Source organism: Halorubrum sp. B53 (assembly GCF_059752395.1).
Window position 1 is genome coordinate 58,958 of record NZ_MWTH01000004.1, and the last position, 16,396, is coordinate 75,353.

A 16,396-nucleotide genomic window follows, 5' to 3' on the forward strand; every position below is an offset into this window, starting at 1 on the left:
TGACTTCAGCGAGAGATCGAGGTCACCTACAAGACGATGCACCGGCGCGTCGAGCGCTTCGCCCGAGCGCTCGACGCGCCTTCCGTTACACTGGAAGGACCTGTCGAAATCGACGAAGTGTACGTTTCTGCCGGGAAGAAGGGTCGCGAGCGCGACGCGAGTCGCGCTCGCGTGGCCTGTCCACGCGCGGACGAGGAACGTACGAAGACGACAAACTACCCGTGTTCATTCTGGTCGATCGGGGCACCAAGCAACGGTACGTGATCCCGGCGAAAGCCGCAGACGAATCGACGATTCGACTCCTGCTGGCCGACCGCCAGCAGGAGTCGCTCACCGTCTATACCGACGGCTTTCGAGCGTACGAACCGCTTGAGGAGGACGACGAATCCGACCGCGAATACGTCGTCCACGGCGACGGCGAGTACGCTGATGAAGAGATCCACGTCAACACTTGCGAGAGCCACCGTCGCACCAGCGACGCGTGGCTCTCGCCGCATCGAGGCGTCTCAAAGGACAAGCTAACACAGTATCTCAGAGCATTACAGCTCCGACAAGATCTCTTGCGTAAACCGGGACGAGATGCTCTCAAACACGCTGTTCCAGCCACTCTCTGAAATCAACAACGTGCTACACATGAGCGTTGATGGTACTACCACGTGTATCTCTACTGCTAGCACACATAATCGGAGGAGTCAATTTGCTGGCCCAGCAAATCGACGACTCGCTTAAGATACGTAGCACACAACCTTCGCCCTATGGAGATGTCACGGCGGCAAATACTGGCAGGAAGTGGCGTGGCGCTGATCGGTTCGATCGCTGGCTGTCTCGGCGGCGACGACGCTACCGGGAGCGATGGAAACGGTGAGGACGCGCCCACTGACGGAGAAACCGACGGCAACAACAGCGGGAATCAGGAAGTCGCCGACTACCTCTCGGAGGTTGCGAACTACGACGGAATCGACGACCGTACCGACGAGGGATCAGTGACCGTCAGGAATGGTGCTGTCGACGGTGCCGGCCAACAGTTCGTCTTTGATCCGGCGGCGATCCGTGTTTCCCTCGGCACGGACGTGACCTGGGAGTGGGTCGATAGTAACAGCCACAGCGTCACGGCCGAAGACGAGACGTTCGACAGCAGTCTCATTTCAGGTGAAGGGGAAACCTGGACGTACACCTTCGATGAGCCAGGTACCTACTTGTACTATTGTATAGCACACCGAACACTCGAGCAGAAAGGCGCAGTCGTCGTGGAATAGCGACTCTCTCTGTTTCCCGCCCGATGAGAATTAATAACACTATCGTGTGTACATAGGTCCAAACGGAACTATTCATGTCGTCACAATGGACTCGTCGCCATGCTCTCCAAGTAGGAGGGGCTATCGGAATTTTCGGTGTGGCCGGTTGTCTCGGGTCATCTGGTACGGACACCAACTCGCCAAACCTCAATCAGGCAGCAATTACCCTGCTAAACGGTGGCACGCTCGTAACGTCGCCGTCGTGCCCGTGCTGTCACGGATACGCGGATATCTTGACCGAACGCGGCGTAGACAGGCTCGATATCGTGGAGCAAAAGAACTACGCCGAACCGAAGCAGTGCGCAGGCATCCCACGCGAACTGTGGGCATGCCACACGATTACTACTGAGGGCTACGCGTTGGAGGGACATCTCCCAGTAGAAGCGATCGAAAAATTGGCAATCGAACGACCAGCAATAATCGGGGTTGTATTACCAGGAATGCCAGCATGAACTGGGGAATGGGTGGCGGGATGGGGACCGGTATGGATGACGGAATGGCCAGTAGCATGGGATCAAATATAACCGCCGGGATGGGATCTTGGAATGGTCGCCCTCGCGGTGCTGATGCTGATCAGTGGCATCATCATGACGAACCGGCACGGTGCTGAATCCGGAATGTGTGACCTGTTTCGAGAATGACCACGACAACACGTTCAAGCCGCCTACCTAGCTATCTCGCACCGCTACCAGAGCGCGTCGAGGACCTCGCACTTCGGTACGCGTGGGTCATCGTCGCGATTAATCTGGCCGGGACTGCGTTCGGGTTCTGGTACTACCGCTTCCAGCTGGCCCAAACCCCGATAGTGATGTGGCCGTTCGTCCCCGACAGCCCCGCCGCGACGCTGTTCGTCGCGCTCAGTCTCGCCGCGTGGAAACTGGATTACGACGTCGAGTGGCTCCATATGCTCGCCTTCTTCGGCAACATCAAACTCGGTCTCTGGACGCCGTTCGTCCAGCTGGTTCTCAACGGACCGGGCGGTATCGAACCCTGGCTCTACTGGTTCCTCATCGTAAGCCATCTCGCGATGAGCCTCCAGTCGTTCCTGATCTATCGCTACGCCGAGTTCACGGTCGGTGCGGTCGCCGTCACCACCGTCTGGTACGGCCTCAACGACATCGTGGACTACTTCGCGCCGCTCGTCGGGGAGTTTCACCACACGTTCCTGCGGGCCGAACTCGTCAACGGCGCACTCGATCACTCGGTGCGAGCGCACGACCTCGCAGCGGCCGCGGCCGTGACGCTGACGCTCGCCGCGGCGTTTCTCGCACTAGCGACACGGGTGAAGAAGCTCGAAACAACTGAGGAGTCCTCCGCACGAGGGGTGCGCCGATGAACGGCTATTCACGACGGTCGGTACTTCGCCGGAGCCGGAGTGTGCTAGCAGTCGGGGCAACCGCGATTGCTGGCTGTCTCGGAGGTAGCGGCCCGTCGGGTCCGACGGTCACGATGACGGGCGACCTCCGATTCGATCCGGGCGAAGTCGCAATCGACCCCGGTCAGCAGGTCACCTGGGTGAACGAGAGTGGAGTCCCCCATACCGCATCGGCATACGAAGAAGCGATTCCCAACGAGGCGTCGTACTTCGCAAGCGGCGGCTACGAGTCCGAGCAGGCCGTCCGGCAGAGTACGTCAGCGAGAGGGTTTCTCGAACGAGGCGAAACCTACAGTTACACGTTCGACGTCACGGGGACGTACCAGTATTTCTGCCTGCCACACGAGGAAAGCGGGATGGTCGGACGTGTCATCGTCGAATGACCACGAGACTCGACCTCACTCGATCACTGACGGTGGATCGATGGGTATCCCGGCATTCCATCGGCCATCCATAGCCAGAGCCCCAGTATCGTGACGACGGTTTGTCCGAGTACATACGGGGTCGGAGACACCAGCGCGAGCAGGTCTCCGATCGTCTCGACATGGTGATAATCAGTTACGACCGGCCAGAACAGAAACAGTAGCGTCTCCCCGGGGACGAACAGGTAATCCACGAGGTCCGCAGCGAGGTGTGATCCATATCCGAGCGCGTACGCCGCGCCGACCTCCCACCGGTCTCTGTGTTTCGTGACGTAGAAGACAATCAGGACGACGAGTGCCGCGGCGAACACTGAGTGCGCGACCGACCGACTCGGGAGCGATGGAAGTACAAACGCGAGTGGTTTGTCGACGAGATCCGGGAGCAACGCGCCTCCGAACAGGGCGATGATCGGGACATCGTCACATCGGTCAGTAGGGCCACCAGAAATGCCTCGGTAAACGAGATACGCGACTGCAGCGTGGACCCAAAAGAGCACACTCGACAATACTGTCCAGGTTACGTAAACCGTTCACGCACTGCTGCCCCGTCAGCATCACACGCCATCGATTTCGGAGCGAATAGTCTCGCGCTCGAAGTAGATGATTTCCAGTCCCAGGAGGACGACCGTCACAACGAGAACCACACTAAAGACGGCGGGTTCCATCACGGCGAGGTGGTACACTAACGACGGGAAGAACAGTACTGCACCCACCACGCCGACGGCGGGGAGGATACCTGTTCGAAGCCCCGCTCGATGCCTGAACGCGAGGAAACTCATCGACCCAAAGACAGTGATGAAGGCAAGCGACGCGAACGACGTGATTCCCTGAAGACTACCGTAGGCGGTGAACGCGGCCGTTATCAGGCCCAAGATGAGAAGTGTTCGCGTAGGAGCACCGTCGGCATCGGCATCTCCGATCCGGTCAGGAAGTAGGTCGTCTTCAAGCATTCCCGTCGCAAAGTGGGCCGCCGAGAACAGCGTGGCGTTGATCGCGCTCCCAGTCGAGAACAGCGCCGCCACGGAAATGAGGATGAACCCCATCTGCCCCATGAACGGTTCGGCCGCGATGGCGAGTGACACCTCGGGGTTCGCGGCGATCGTTTCGGGCTGAAGCAGACCCGTCGTGACGACTGCTACGAGGACGTACAGCCCGAGAGACGCGGGAATTGAGAGATAGATCGCCTGCGGAATGGTCGTCCGAGCGTTCCGAAGACTTCCCTCGTCGTAAAAGAGTAGCTGCCAGCCCTGAAAGGCGACGAACGAGAGGGCAGCGGACATGAGCAACCCGCCCGTCGCGACGGAGGAGAACCCGGTCGTCAGCTGTCCTGTCCGCGCTCCAAAATAGAACCCCCACACACCGAAAATGAGGAGAATCCCAACCTTTGCCGCGACGAGGAGCACCTCGGTCACGCCACTCGCCCGGGCACCGAGGACGTTCAGTAGTACAAACCCCAGGACGCTGAGAACCGACACGACGGGGCGGAGTGGAACCCCGAGGGCTGTTTCGACGCCGAGGAGTTTCGTCGCAAAACTACCGAACGCGAACGCGTACATTCCCATCGACCCGATATAGCCGAACAGAAGCGTCCAACCGACCATCCCAGCGACCGTCGTCGACTCACCGAACTCCTGTAAGAAACTGACCGAGCCGCCGGACACGTCGCCAAGCCGCTGGAGACGAACGTACGAGTAGCCAGCGCAGAACGCGACGACACCGCCGCCGGTAAAGGCGAGCCACGCCGCAGGCCCCGACATTTCCGCAACGACGCCAAGTACGGCGAAGATCCCACCCCCGATCATACCCCCGAGCGCAATCGAGACTGCACCGAGAAGGCCCAGCTTCTCGCTCATCGTCTCTCCGTTGGGGTGCCATCTTTAGACGTCTTGTCGTTACGAATCCAAACCACCTCAGCCCGGGGAGTAGAAATCGTCTGCTTCGATGCTCAGGTTCCGAAGAGCGAGTAGAACCACGCTTCAGTGTCCGGATGGAGACCGTTATGGACTGTCCGGACCGCCGCAGCGATTGATACTGCGAAGATAGCGTGAAGAAGATGTGTCGGAACCCAGCCGACCACTACCGCACTCGCCCCGAGGACGGCAGCACAGAGCGCTCCAACGCCGATTCTGAAAAAGAACGGGCGCTGAATCACCAACACGGTGTCCCCGTAGAGCAGGATGTAACAAAGGAACGCAAGCCCACTAGCGACGACTGCCGAGAGTAACGAGAACAGGAGTGCCGTCATCGGGGGTCTCCCTCGGAATATCTAAGGCGCGGGTGAATGTATCCGAGTGCGCCGAGTACGGCCACGAGACTAAGGAGAGCACCGGTTTCCACTGCAGCGAGCAGGCCATGCGGAAGCGGCGTGAGCATCCCGAGATGGGCGATCCCGAACAGTAACCCAACGAGCGGTACGCCAACGAGTAGGTACCCATATATTCCCTCGTACTGGTGCCAGATAGCGGGCGTTTTGCTCACCGTGTACGCGGTGCTCGCGAGAATGATACCCGTCAAGAGAAGTTCGCTGTAGGACGTAAGCATACGACTATCCTCCCCAGCCAGCCACAAGTCAATTACTCCGCACCCGAAGTGGCATACCCCTTGATTCTAAATTCTGCTAGGGTTGTGATGCTGGTATCCAAAGGCTCACAAACGAAATATCCCACAGATGTAGCCACAACCGCATTAGGAGAGGAGCCCCTAGATGTAGGCCACCAAGACAATGGACAGATCAGATTACGCGATCCTCTCGGTTATCGCCGTAATCACCGTCGCCATCGGCATCGTCACGACGACGAAACCGCTCGGGACGTTTTTCGTGGAGAGCACGAGGCAGGCCGCGACGACGACCGCCGCGATGGCGTGGATCACCTGGTGGGCGCTCGTCATCGGGTTCGCCATCGCCGGCGGCGTCGAGGCGTGGGTCTCGACCCAGCAGATTTCGGAGCTGCTCGAGGGACACGGGCCTCGCTCCATCGGCCTCGCGACGTTCTTTGGGTTCGTCTCCTCGTCGTGTTCGTACTCGGCGATCGCCACGGCGAAGAACCTCTACAAGAAGGGGGCGTCGGCTGCGGCGGCGCTGGCGGCGTTCCAGTTTGCCTCGACGAACCTTGTCATCGAGATCGGCATCGTCATCTGGCTGCTGCTGGGTTGGGAGTTCCTGCTTGCCGACGTGGTCGGTGGACTGCTCCTCATCGTCCTGATGTCGGTCGGTTTCGTCTACGTCGTCCCCGACAAGATCCTCGATGAAGCACGCGAGAACGTCACCGACGACGAGGGCATCACGGTACAGGACCCGGTCTGTGGGATGGAGGTCGATCCTGAGGAGACCGACTACTCCATCGAGCACGAGGGCCAGACGTATTACTTCTGCTCGCAGTCCTGCAAGGACTCCTTCGACCCGGAGGAAGCGAACACGTCGATTCCGGAAAAGGCGACCTCGTGGTCCGGGTGGAAATCGCTCGCGGACAAACAGTGGAAGGAGTGGGCGATGCTGTGGGACGAGATCGCTATCGGGTTCATTTTCGCCGGCCTCATTGCCGGGTTCATCCCCGAAGCCGTCTGGACGAGCGTCTTCTCTGGCGCCGTATTCGGTTTGCCGGTGTACGTCCTCTGGACGGCCGCGCTGGGTGCGATCATCGGCGTCGTCACCTTCGTCTGTTCGGTCGGGAACGTCCCGTTCGGGACCGTCCTCTGGACGCGCGGGCTCCCCTTCGGGTCGGTGCTCTCGTACATCTTCGCGGACCTCATCGTCCCGCCGATCATGAAAGCCTACGACGAGTACTACGGGACGACCTTCGCGGCGGTACTCAGTCTGATGATCTTCGTCACCGCCGTTATCGCCGGGTTCGTGGTCCACTTCCTGTTCCTGGGCCTGGGCCTCATCCCCTCACGAGCCTCCGCGCAGATCGCCGAAGTGTCCATCGAGCTCAACTACAAGCTCGTGTTGAACGTCCTCGCGACGGCGTTCTTCGCGTTCCTCTACTGGCTCCACAAACAGGATTCGGTGGCTGGTGGGGAACGCGGTGACGAGAGACATGCGGCAATGACGGACTGACGGGTATCTACCTGCTCACGTAGTTCACAATCTGAATTTCGTCTATCAATAATTCGACGACACAGACAAGGAACATCTACGGTGTCGGGCAATTAATCCCTGACTCCCTTCCACTGCCCAACCACAGTTTCGATACGAATACCATTCATTCCAGAGCGGTCTCGTCGAAGTCATGGGTCTTTGAGATCGTCACTGCTGCTACGAGACTCAGCCACGAGATCGCGCCACTGCTCCCAGCGGGGGATAAACATCGGCACTTTGCGCTGATAAGTGCGGTAGTCCTCACCGAATGTATCGATCATATCACGCTCTTCTCTCCGTGCAAGCCACGTAAAAATCACAACGACGAACGGAAATAGAGCGACAGAGAAGATTGTCGGCCAGTGAATGATGCCCTCGCCAAACAGAGCGATGAACAGACCGGTGTATTGTGGATGGCGGACGTACCTGTAAAGCCCGTCTGTGACCAGTCGGTCGTCCTGTCGGGCACGATAGACTTGTCGCCATCCCTGAGCAAACAGGCCGATGCCGACAAACGCCACAGCGTAGCCGAGGAGCATTGATACGAACATACCCGTTTCGCCAAACCCGATCAGTGTAGACCAGAGATTGGTACTGACGTACTCGCGGTCCAGACCGAAAAACCGGACCAGCAGATAGATCGTCAGTGGAAACCCGTACATCTCCGCATATAATGCGATGATGAACGCCTGTACCACTCCTGCGCCGACCCACTCCCGCCAGCTGTCAGGAGCGAAGTACCGATAGAAGAACCAAGAAACGACGACAATGAAGATAATCGCGAGGCCCCAAGCACCGGGATTCGTAATAGTGGTATCTATTGATGACACGCTTACTTACCCGAGTAGATACTGAGTCCAGGGATGCCGTTCGACAAGCGGCACTCCACCAACCTCGTACTGTTCAATGTACGCGTAAGGCCGAGTATCCGTCCCGCACCGAACGCGGCGACTGAGAGGAACACGAGCATGTACGCGAAATCACCGTTGATGTAGCCATGTGTGACATCCCAGTTGCCGAAATAGAACATGAGCATCATAAATGCCCCCCAGAACGCAGCGAGCCGAGTGAGGGCACCGAACAACAACCCGAGGCCGATAAGCAGCTCTCCCCACGGTACTGCAACGTTCACGAAGTCAACAAACCACGGCGTGTTCCCCATCGCGACGAACAGATCAGCGAGTGGACTCCCGCTATTCGGAACGGCCCCGGTGAGATATCCACCGGCACTAAAACTTCCCGAGAGGACCTTGTCGAGACCACTCTGGAAGAACGCCAGTCCCATCATCAACCGAAGCGCAAAGATAAACCAGACACTCAACGTGTGTAGTCGACCGCTTGCGGTGAACCCCCCGATCGTACTTTCTAATTGAACTTCTTGAGATGCCATATCGTGCTAATTCCCGGGAAGGTGTTATAAAATCGCGTTGGGATCTCGCCATACCGGAATAGAGAGCCCTTTTCGGGGTGATCTCTCCGATACCGTCATACTGGCTGAATAGTATCGTATTCCCAGGCGTCTGTGACGGCGGCATACGTCTGCTTGATTACAGCCGGGTTGGAGAAGATCCGAGCAGCCACCCGTGGATGCCCCAAGAAGCGACGAAGAACCGCCCGTGGGGATCGATCGATGTCTTCGATGTCGATTCCAGACACCACTTGGACGGCATCACCGAGAACGGTCATCTGACGCGTCTCGACGAGGTGCCGCATAATCCGGGCGAGCAGGTACTCCCCTTTCATCGTCCGATAGAGTCGGTCTGGATACTCCTGAAGGCTTCCCTCCGCCGTCAACTTGGCTGCGAGATACGACGACTGAATTGCTTGCGAGATCCCCTTCCCGGTCAGCCGATTCGCGAGTCCAGCCGCATCCCCGACACGAACGACGGGCCACTCAGGTAGATAGGTCAGCGCAGGATCGAGACTCGGTCCTTCGGGGATGATAGCGATATTCGTCTGACTCCGAGATGGTATCGGCCAGCCGTTTCGTTCACACGCCGCCTCAAATGCGGCTATGTAATCGGCTGGGCGTTCGCTCTCAGTCCACCCGATGCCGACGTTTGCCCGCTCGGGCGATTTCGAGAACGCCCACGCGTACCCGGTATAGCCCTCAAGAACGATCTGGCTATTCGGGTAGAGATCTGAAAAGTCGCCCTCCACGTCAGCATTGAGGGCGATCATCCGACCCGCGTACTCGTCCGTTCTCCCTCGAACTTTGCTGGTAATCGACGGTTGGCCAGTCGCGTCGACCAAGAGGTCGTATTTATCGGCCAACGTCCGGAACTCCGCCTTCGTGATCTGGTGGTTTTCGTGAATCGAAACGCCCTTTTCAGCGAGGCGTTCGGACCATCGTCGTTCAACGATGTTTCGGTCGGTGATGTACGTATCGGAGGCCGGGAATCTCCCACTCCCGGTGTGCTGTCTGCTGGATGTCGTTCCGTCGTAGATATCCACACGTAACTCCGGAAGAGCATTGACGAACCCATTCGCCGACATCGAACGGAGTGGAATCTTCGAGACGGCCGTCATCGCTTCCCCACAGTTGACTCGTTTGTCGTCGTACGACTGACGTTCGAAAAGGTCTACTTCGAAACCTCGCTTGGAAAAGCCTTCAGCAGCGGCGAGACCGCCGACTGCTCCACCGAGTACTGCCACGCGTTGGATTCGCGGTAACGGTTCAGACGACTGCTGTGAGCGAGAGTGGAAACTTTCAGATCGTGAAGTGGTTGTCTCTAATACCATTTGTCACTCAGGATAGTTGCCCCTTATTAGTCCTCGGTGAGCAGTCGGCGGAGTACTAGATGCAGGATTCCGCCGTTCTCAACGTATCGAACGGCTGCGGGCGTCCCAACTTGTGCCGTGACCGGGAACTCGACTCTCGAGCCGTCGTCCCGCTCTGCGACGACGGTCAACTCGTCGTTCACGTCTAGGCCGTCGTCCAATCCACGAATCTCAATCCGCGCCGACCCGTCGAGACCGAGGGATTCCCACGAGTCACCGTCAGCGAACTGCAGCGGGAGGACACCCATGCCGACGAGGTTGTCACGGAAGATGCGCTCGTAGCTCTCCGCGATGGTTGCGCGAACGCCCAAGAGGTCAGTCCCTTTTGCGGCCCAATCGCGGCTCGACCCGGTGCCGAGTTCTTCGCCGGCGAACACCACCAGCGGCGTATCATCTTCCCGATAGCGGCGGCTCGCCTCGAAGACGGTCGTCTGCTCGCCCGTCGGCTGGTGAATCGTGTAGCCGCCCTCGACGTCGTCGAGCATCTCGTTCTCGATGCGAACGTTGGCGAAGGTGCCGCGCATCATCACCTCGTGGTTGCCCCGGCGGGCACCGTAGGTGTTGAACTCGTGAGGTTCGACACCCTGGTCGACGAGCCACTCGCCGGCGGGCTGCTCCCGAGAGAACGGTCCGGCCGGGCTGATGTGGTCGGTGGTGACGGTGTCCCCGAGCAGCATCAGGGTGCGAGCGTCGGCGATGTCGCTGACACCGGGCTCCTCCAGCGGGAAGTCCTTGAAAAAGGGCGGCTCGCGGATGTACGTCGAAGAATCGTCCCACTCGTAGACGTCACCGGTCGGCGCGTCGAGTGCCTCCCACCGTTCGTCACCCTCGAACACTTCGGCGTACTTCTCCTCGAACATCGAAGCGTCCACGCTCTCATGGATCGCCGTGTGGATTTCGTCGGCGTCCGGCCAGATGTCGGCGAGGTAGACCGGGTCCCCGTTATCGTCCGTCCCGAGTGGGTCCGTTTCGAGGTCGATGTCCATCCGACCGGCCAGCCCGTAAGCGACCACCAGCGGCGGACTGGCGAGGTAGTTCGCTCTGACCTTCGGGTGGATGCGCGCCTCGAAGTTCCGATTGCCCGAGAGGACGCTCGCCGTCCAGAGGTCCTCGGCGTCGATGGCGCGCTCGATGGGTTCGGGGAGTGGCCCGGCGTTCCCGATGCAGGTCGTACAGCCGTAGCCGACGACGTTGTAGCCGAGGTCTTCGAGATACGGCAGTAATCCCGAGGCTTCGAGGTATTCGGTGACGACGCGGCTCCCGGGCGCGAGGCTAGTCTTGACGTACTCGGGGACATCGAGGCCATGCTCGACGGCGTTGCGGGCGAGCAGGCCTGCGGCGAGCATTACCGAAGGGTTCGACGTGTTCGTACAGCTGGTGATGGCGCTGACGACGACGCTCCCATGCCTGATTTCGGTTGTCTCGCCGTCGAGGTCGACGTCGACCGTGTCGTTTAGTTCGCCCACGTCCGGTTCCGGGAGGTCGGCGTCGGGGCGGTCGGCGGCGACGCTGCTCTCTCCCAGCCAGCGGGTGAGCGCGTCCTCGTCGAGTTCGTCGAGTTCGTCTTCGAACTCGCCGTGGACCAGCCCCCGGAAGTGGGTCTTCATATCGTCCATCGGGACACGATCCTGGGGTCGCTTTGGTCCCGCGAGACTCGGCGTGATCGTCGAGAGATCGAGCTCGACCGTCTCCGTGTACTCGGGGTTCTGCTCGCCGAACAGTCCCTGTGCGTCGAGATATTCGCGAACGAGTTCGATGTGCTCCTCGTCACGACCCGTGAGTTCGAGGTAGTCGAGCGTCGCTTCGTCGACGCCGAACATCGAGATTGTCGATCCCTGCTCGGGGGCCATGTTCGCGATAGTGGCCCGGTCGGGGACCGTGAGGTTCGCCACGCCGGGACCGAAGAACTCGACGAAGCGATCGACGACGCCAACCTCGCGAAGCTGTTCGGTGACGTGAAGCACGAGGTCAGTCGCAGTTGCACCCTCGGGGAGTTCTCCGGTAAGGCGGACCCCGACGACTTCGGGAAGCTTCATTGTGATGGGCTGGCCGAGCATCGCGGCTTCGGCCTCGATGCCACCGACGCCCCAGCCGACGACGCCGATGCCACCGATCATCGGCGTGTGGCTGTCCGTGCCGACGAGCGTGTCGGGGAGGAGCCAGTTCTCGCCGTTCCGCTCGCGGGCGTGAACGACCTGCCCGAGGTATTCGAGGTTCACCTGGTGGACGATACCGGTGCCCGGCGGGACGACGCGGAAGTCGTCGAACGCCTGCTGTGCCCACTTGAGGGCGCGATAGCGTTCGCCGTTGCGCTCGTACTCCAGTTCGACGTTCTTCTCGTAGGCATCCTCGGAGCCGAAATAGTCGACCTGGACGCTGTGGTCGATCACGAGGTCAATTGGAATCTCTGGCTCGACGATCGCGGGATCCTTGCCTTTCCGGTCAACCGCTGATCGGAGCGCGGCGAGGTCGACGACGGCAGGGACACCGGTGAGGTCCTGAAGAACGACTCGTGAGGGAGTGAACGGGAGTTCGACGTCCGGCACGTCAGGTTGCCACGACGCGACGTTTCGAACGTCCTCGGCGGAGATCGTGTCGCCGTCGACGTTCCGGAGGACGGATTCGAGGAGGACACGGATGCTGACCGGGAGACGGTCCAGTTCACAGAGTCCCGCCTCTTCGAGGGCGGTGAGGTCCGCCATCCGATAGGCATCTCCGTCGAACTCGAACTCGCGTATCGCGTCGAAAGGATCGGTTTCGGCCATACCCTGAGCTACGGCGCCCCGGCTCTTGAATCGTTTCCCGTGGGCGATCTGACGACTGGATCATCGCTCCCATGGATTTCGTCGGCCGTGGGGCACTCCGGTCACAGAATCCGGTCGAGTGCATCTGTAATCGAGGGAGATTCGACGATTCGGAACCCTTGAACAGCCACGTCCGTCGGTTCGCCCGCCGGGACGATCAGCTCCCGTGCGCCGACTGCTCGCGCCGCGCGGGCTTTCGTCTCGATCCCGCCGACGGGGAGCAACGTGCCCTCGTCGTCGACGATCCCCGTGATGAGCGTCTCCTGTGAGAGTGACTCCTGACGGAAGCTGGCGACGAGTGCGACGGTGAGACCGGCCTCCCAGCTCTTCCCGCGGAGTGCGAGTACACCAGAGGCGGGGGGCTCGAACGTGACGTGCGTCGCCGTGTTGGTGAGCGACCCCCCTGTGAGACGTGTGGCCGTCTCCCTCGCCTCTCGGAGCGCGAGCTGGAGGTCGTGACGGATTTCGATCCCGTTCAGGTTCACGAACAGCTCACCCTCCCCGTCGGTGAACTCCACCTCGAACGGGACGATGAGACCGTCACCGAAGCTGTCGACCGCTGGAAGGTAGTAGCGCGTTGGGGCGGGAAGCGTGGCCCCACCCGCAAGCGTCGCCAGCGACTGAAAACCCTCCCCCGCTCGCGTTAGACCGAGAACCACCCCAGCGCCGCCGACGCTCCCCAGGCCGAGTCCTGCGAGGAACCCCCGCCGTGACAGAATCGTCTCTTCCACTCGCCCTACAACGTCTCTTTCCGTATCGGACGGGCGAGAGACGGACGCGGAGTCATCGGTGGGCATAGCAGTATGGTGCGTGGCTACGCTGGGTTCCCGTGGTACCATGTAACAGGGGTGCAGTAATAAATGCTCTTCGTGTACGCGTTTCGAACGGGTACGCCTATTTCGGTGCGCGCTGACGTATAGACACTGTCTCGTCACCACTCATGACGCTCCAGTATCGGTCACTGGTCGGGCTCGTGGGCGTGAGCAGCGTCGTGACCGGGGTCGGCGTGTGGATCGCCTACCAGTTCGAACTTCTCTTGCTCGGAGTGACGACCGTCGCGACCTGGACACTTCTGGTCGGACTCGTCGAGGAGGCATTCGTCCGGTTCGTCCCATTGATACTCGTCTTCTACGGCTGGAGTTACTGGCGAGGCCAGCTCCTCTCGAAGACCGAGGGGTTGCTCGCGACCGTGGCTTCCGGGCTGACCGTTGCGCTCCTCGAACTCGTGCTCAAACTCGAGTACCTGTCGCGGCTGGAGGCGACAGTCCAGTTCGACTCGCTCGTGCTCCCGCTGGTGTTCGTCCACCTGCCGTTCGCGTTACTCGCCGGGCGGTTCGCGTACGCACTCGGGGAGCGGATTCACGGCTCCGACGACATCGGGTTCCCATCACTCTCTCGACGAACCCTGGCGGCGCTCGTGCTCGGGTATCTCGCCCTCGCGTTCGCCCACGTCGGGTACAACGTGCTCATCTGAGAGCCGCTCGAACAGAGGGAAGTACTGCAAGACCGACGATCACCACACCCTGGATGAGGTGGGGATACTGCAACCGTTTCCCGAATCCGATGACGACCCCTTCGACGAGGACCCAGACGACGAGCGCGACGCCGACGGCGATAGCCGCCGGCCACGCCCATCGTTTTCGACGGTAGAGACCCCACACGACGACCAGCGGGAACACACCGAGGATACTGAAGAGGATGAGACCGGGAACCAGATAGCTATCGAACGGGAAACCAGCCAGAAGCGTCGGCGAGATTCCAATAAGACGCCCCGAGGGAGCGAGGATGAACTGGCCGCCGCCGGCGAGTCCCGACACGCCGAGCACACCAATCGTCGCGATGAGTGCCCAGAGCGCGAGTGGTCGATCTTGGTGCTGTGTTGAAATACCCATCCGTCGACGCTCCTCCGTCCTGATGAGAAGTGCTTGCTACGGTGGGAAAGCTATGTGGGTCTACTGGCTGTCCTCTTCGTGGTCGTCGCCGAGTGCCGTCCGAATCATCCCATTGAGTTCTTCGAGCTTCTCGCGGACGCGCTCGGGCTTGTCGGCCGGCGGCTCTTCGAGTGCGACCTGCTCGTGGGGGTCCGGCTCGCCGACGATGACGCTACCGATCATCCCGAGGCTCTCGTGGGGCGTACAGTAGTAGTGGTAGACACCCTCGGTCTCGAAGGTGTGTTCGAACGTCGCACCCTGCTCGGAGACGATGCCGCTGTCCCAGGCCGCTGCGCCGTCGGGGACGAGCTGGGGCTGGTCGTTGTCGGGGTGGTAGGCGGTCGTCGAGTGACTCCCACTCTCGTTGTTCCAGGTGACCGTTCCCCCGACGTTCACCCGCACGACGTGGGGCTCGAAGTGGTAGCCACCGTCCTCGGTGATCATCCGCACCTCGGCCGTATCGGACGGTGCCCCGACTGCTTCGTCGTGGTCATCCTCGTCGTCGCTGTGACCGGACTCCGTGCCGCCGTCGTCGTGGCCAGTCTCAGTCGGCGTGCCGTTTGCCGCTCCGCCATCGTTGTTCTGCGTTCCAGTGCACCCGGCAAGCCCAACGACTGCCGCACCGCCAGTCAGCTGGAGCATCCGTCGACGCGTGAGTGAATCGGTCATGGCATCGGTCACCTTACAGGTGAACCTACACGGTCTGGGCATATAGTCCGGAAAGCAGATTTGCTGGGTCAGCAAATCGGCGTTCCTTTATATACCCACCCACAACAACACGGATTGTGAGTGAGGAGCGAGACATCTCGGGGATTCTCGAAATCCTTGACGACGACTATGCACGCGCCATCCTCGAGGCGACTCGCCCAAAACAGCTGTCCGCCAAGGAACTCAGCGAAGAGTGTGACATGTCAGTCTCGACAGTTTCCAGACGGGTCAACACGTTACTGGAGTACGATCTGCTTATCGAGCGAACGCACGTTGATCCCGACGGTCATCATTACAGCGAATACGAAGCCCAACTCGACCGCGTCGAGGTCCAGCTCCTCGAATCAGGATTCGACATCCGTATCGAACTTCGAGAAGACGCGCCCGACAGATTTGCTCGGTTGTGGAACACAATGAGGAACGAATAACCATGCACCCCGGACTCATCGTCGCAAAGCTCGTCACAATGGTTCTGGGATTCGTGATCGCCTATCAGGCCTATCGAGGGTACCGACGTAGCAACAGTCAATCGATGCTGTACCTCGCGGTCGGGTTCGCCATTATCAGCTTCGGCGCGATCGTCGAAGGAATCTTGTTCGACGTGGTTGGCCTGACCTTACATAATGCGGGAACGGTGGCAACAACCATCGTCGCGATTGGTATGCTCACGATCCTCTACGCTCTATACGGACGTGACCCGCAGAAACTGGAGAACTGACTAATGGTGGATACGACAACAGCCGTTCTCGTGGCCGTCCGCCTGGCTGTCCTTGCCCTCGGTATTCTGATCACGTACTACAGTTTCGAGGCGTATCGACGAACGGGGACGTACTATATGAGAAACGCTGCAGTTGGCTTTGGAATTATTACCCTCGGTGTGTTCATCGAAGGAGTACTGTTCGAGTTCGGGGGGCTTGATCTCGCCCTTGTCCACATCATCGAATCGGTCGCCATCGGTCTCGGATTCGTGGTTCTTCTCATCTCGCTTCGCCGGTAGCTCGA

General features: G+C 60.0%; 19 protein-coding genes and 2 pseudogenes. 10 read left to right on the forward strand and 11 right to left on the reverse strand.

Going from position 1 to position 16,396, the window contains the following annotated elements:
• Positions 1–3: 3 nt before the first annotated feature.
• From B4V06_RS03045 to B4V06_RS03065, 5 genes and pseudogenes are all read left to right on the forward strand, one after another.
• A pseudogene (locus B4V06_RS03045) lies at positions 4–614 on the forward strand (IS1595 family transposase); the annotation flags it as partial.
• A 141-nt stretch (positions 615–755) separates the two neighbouring features.
• Complete coding sequence (locus B4V06_RS03050; protein WP_498167358.1) at positions 756–1,256, forward strand: halocyanin domain-containing protein; 501 nt, start codon at positions 756–758, stop codon at positions 1,254–1,256.
• A 74-nt stretch (positions 1,257–1,330) separates the two neighbouring features.
• Positions 1,331–1,747, forward strand: a complete 417-nt coding sequence (locus B4V06_RS03055) for a DUF411 domain-containing protein (protein WP_498167360.1) — start codon at positions 1,331–1,333, stop codon at positions 1,745–1,747.
• A gap of 185 nt (positions 1,748–1,932) precedes the next feature.
• Positions 1,933–2,631: a DUF1405 domain-containing protein gene (locus B4V06_RS03060; RefSeq protein ID WP_498167363.1), complete on the forward strand. Its 699-nt coding sequence runs from the start codon at positions 1,933–1,935 to the stop codon at positions 2,629–2,631.
• Between the two features lie 113 nt (positions 2,632–2,744).
• Positions 2,745–3,053: a plastocyanin/azurin family copper-binding protein gene (locus B4V06_RS03065; protein ID WP_498167366.1), complete on the forward strand. Its 309-nt coding sequence runs from the start codon at positions 2,745–2,747 to the stop codon at positions 3,051–3,053.
• A gap of 23 nt (positions 3,054–3,076) precedes the next feature.
• Here B4V06_RS03065 and B4V06_RS03070 read toward each other — a convergent pair whose 3' ends face one another.
• The 4 genes from B4V06_RS03070 to B4V06_RS03085 form a co-directional block, all read right to left on the reverse strand.
• Positions 3,077–3,589 carry a metal-dependent hydrolase gene (locus B4V06_RS03070; protein ID WP_487331468.1) on the reverse strand — a complete coding sequence of 171 codons (513 nt, stop codon included), beginning with the start codon at positions 3,587–3,589 and terminating at the stop codon, positions 3,077–3,079.
• A gap of 57 nt (positions 3,590–3,646) precedes the next feature.
• Positions 3,647–4,945 carry an APC family permease gene (locus B4V06_RS03075; protein WP_498167369.1) on the reverse strand — a complete coding sequence of 433 codons (1,299 nt, stop codon included), beginning with the start codon at positions 4,943–4,945 and terminating at the stop codon, positions 3,647–3,649.
• 92 nt (positions 4,946–5,037) lie between these two features.
• On the reverse strand, positions 5,038–5,337 hold the full coding sequence (locus B4V06_RS03080) for a hypothetical protein (protein WP_498167372.1): 300 nt from the start codon (positions 5,335–5,337) through the stop codon (positions 5,038–5,040).
• The gene (locus B4V06_RS03085) at positions 5,334–5,633 is read right to left on the reverse strand and encodes a hypothetical protein (RefSeq protein WP_498167375.1); all 300 of its coding nucleotides are present in this window, start codon (positions 5,631–5,633) and stop codon (positions 5,334–5,336) included. The genes B4V06_RS03080 and B4V06_RS03085 overlap by 4 nt, the downstream gene beginning before the upstream one ends.
• Before the next feature lie 181 nt (positions 5,634–5,814).
• Here B4V06_RS03085 and B4V06_RS03090 point away from each other — a divergent pair, with 181 nt between their 5' ends.
• The gene (locus B4V06_RS03090; protein WP_498167377.1) at positions 5,815–7,149 is read left to right on the forward strand and encodes a permease; all 1,335 of its coding nucleotides are present in this window, start codon (positions 5,815–5,817) and stop codon (positions 7,147–7,149) included.
• 170 nt (positions 7,150–7,319) lie between these two features.
• Here the strand turns inward: B4V06_RS03090 and B4V06_RS03095 are convergent, their stop codons facing one another.
• The 5 genes and pseudogenes from B4V06_RS03095 to B4V06_RS03115 form a co-directional block, all read right to left on the reverse strand.
• Positions 7,320–8,000 (reverse strand): methyltransferase family protein, encoded by a 681-nt coding sequence (locus B4V06_RS03095; protein WP_199519517.1) that lies wholly within the window; start codon positions 7,998–8,000, stop codon positions 7,320–7,322.
• A gap of 6 nt (positions 8,001–8,006) precedes the next feature.
• Positions 8,007–8,560 (reverse strand): annotated as a pseudogene (locus B4V06_RS03100) (DoxX family membrane protein).
• Between the two features lie 95 nt (positions 8,561–8,655).
• Positions 8,656–9,825 (reverse strand): NAD(P)/FAD-dependent oxidoreductase, encoded by a 1,170-nt coding sequence (locus B4V06_RS03105; protein ID WP_277524700.1) that lies wholly within the window; start codon positions 9,823–9,825, stop codon positions 8,656–8,658.
• A gap of 113 nt (positions 9,826–9,938) precedes the next feature.
• Entirely contained in the window at positions 9,939–12,716 is a 2,778-nt protein-coding gene (gene acnA, locus B4V06_RS03110; protein ID WP_498167382.1) for an aconitate hydratase AcnA, read from the reverse strand.
• A 101-nt stretch (positions 12,717–12,817) separates the two neighbouring features.
• On the reverse strand, positions 12,818–13,594 hold the full coding sequence (locus B4V06_RS03115; RefSeq protein WP_498167385.1) for a S16 family serine protease: 777 nt from the start codon (positions 13,592–13,594) through the stop codon (positions 12,818–12,820).
• Positions 13,595–13,695: 101 nt separating this feature from the next.
• Here B4V06_RS03115 and B4V06_RS03120 point away from each other — a divergent pair, with 101 nt between their 5' ends.
• Complete coding sequence (locus B4V06_RS03120; RefSeq protein WP_310897838.1) at positions 13,696–14,229, forward strand: hypothetical protein; 534 nt, start codon at positions 13,696–13,698, stop codon at positions 14,227–14,229.
• On the opposite strand, the gene B4V06_RS03125 is transcribed toward B4V06_RS03120, so the two are convergent.
• On the reverse strand, positions 14,222–14,647 hold the full coding sequence (locus tag B4V06_RS03125) for a hypothetical protein (RefSeq protein ID WP_310897839.1): 426 nt from the start codon (positions 14,645–14,647) through the stop codon (positions 14,222–14,224). The two genes, B4V06_RS03120 and B4V06_RS03125, sit on opposite strands and share 8 nt — an antisense overlap.
• A gap of 60 nt (positions 14,648–14,707) precedes the next feature.
• Complete coding sequence (locus B4V06_RS03130; protein WP_142980476.1) at positions 14,708–15,355, reverse strand: plastocyanin/azurin family copper-binding protein; 648 nt, start codon at positions 15,353–15,355, stop codon at positions 14,708–14,710.
• A gap of 116 nt (positions 15,356–15,471) precedes the next feature.
• On the opposite strand from B4V06_RS03130, the gene B4V06_RS03135 reads away from it, so the two are divergent.
• From B4V06_RS03135 to B4V06_RS03145, 3 genes are read left to right on the forward strand one after another with little or no spacing between them, the layout of a single operon-like run.
• Positions 15,472–15,822 (forward strand): winged helix-turn-helix domain-containing protein, encoded by a 351-nt coding sequence (locus tag B4V06_RS03135; RefSeq protein WP_142980477.1) that lies wholly within the window; start codon positions 15,472–15,474, stop codon positions 15,820–15,822.
• Positions 15,823–15,824: 2 nt separating this feature from the next.
• Entirely contained in the window at positions 15,825–16,112 is a 288-nt protein-coding gene (locus B4V06_RS03140) for a DUF7521 family protein (protein ID WP_142980478.1), read from the forward strand.
• Between the two features lie 3 nt (positions 16,113–16,115).
• Entirely contained in the window at positions 16,116–16,391 is a 276-nt protein-coding gene (locus B4V06_RS03145) for a DUF7521 family protein (protein WP_115819528.1), read from the forward strand.
• Positions 16,392–16,396: the final 5 nt, after the last annotated feature.

Excerpts from the sequence above, each read along its gene's own strand:
- B4V06_RS03140 (WP_142980478.1), top strand. The coding sequence starts at position 15,825 with ATGCACCCCGGACTCATCGTCGCAAAGCTCGTCACAATGGTTCTGGGA.
- B4V06_RS03055 (WP_498167360.1), top strand. The coding sequence starts at position 1,331 with ATGTCGTCACAATGGACTCGTCGCCATGCTCTCCAAGTAGGAGGGGCT.
- B4V06_RS03120 (WP_310897838.1), top strand. The coding sequence starts at position 13,696 with ATGACGCTCCAGTATCGGTCACTGGTCGGGCTCGTGGGCGTGAGCAGC.
- B4V06_RS03075 (WP_498167369.1), bottom strand. The coding sequence starts at position 4,945 with ATGAGCGAGAAGCTGGGCCTTCTCGGTGCAGTCTCGATTGCGCTCGGG.
- B4V06_RS03090 (WP_498167377.1), top strand. The coding sequence starts at position 5,815 with ATGGACAGATCAGATTACGCGATCCTCTCGGTTATCGCCGTAATCACC.
- B4V06_RS03060 (WP_498167363.1), top strand. The coding sequence starts at position 1,933 with ATGACCACGACAACACGTTCAAGCCGCCTACCTAGCTATCTCGCACCG.
- B4V06_RS03130 (WP_142980476.1), bottom strand. The coding sequence starts at position 15,355 with ATGACCGATTCACTCACGCGTCGACGGATGCTCCAGCTGACTGGCGGT.
- acnA (WP_498167382.1), bottom strand. The coding sequence starts at position 12,716 with ATGGCCGAAACCGATCCTTTCGACGCGATACGCGAGTTCGAGTTCGAC.
- B4V06_RS03050 (WP_498167358.1), top strand. The coding sequence starts at position 756 with ATGGAGATGTCACGGCGGCAAATACTGGCAGGAAGTGGCGTGGCGCTG.
- B4V06_RS03085 (WP_498167375.1), bottom strand. The coding sequence starts at position 5,633 with ATGCTTACGTCCTACAGCGAACTTCTCTTGACGGGTATCATTCTCGCG.
- B4V06_RS03145 (WP_115819528.1), top strand. The coding sequence starts at position 16,116 with ATGGTGGATACGACAACAGCCGTTCTCGTGGCCGTCCGCCTGGCTGTC.
- B4V06_RS03125 (WP_310897839.1), bottom strand. The coding sequence starts at position 14,647 with ATGGGTATTTCAACACAGCACCAAGATCGACCACTCGCGCTCTGGGCA.
- B4V06_RS03115 (WP_498167385.1), bottom strand. The coding sequence starts at position 13,594 with ATGGTACCACGGGAACCCAGCGTAGCCACGCACCATACTGCTATGCCC.
- B4V06_RS03065 (WP_498167366.1), top strand. The coding sequence starts at position 2,745 with ATGACGGGCGACCTCCGATTCGATCCGGGCGAAGTCGCAATCGACCCC.
- B4V06_RS03080 (WP_498167372.1), bottom strand. The coding sequence starts at position 5,337 with ATGACGGCACTCCTGTTCTCGTTACTCTCGGCAGTCGTCGCTAGTGGG.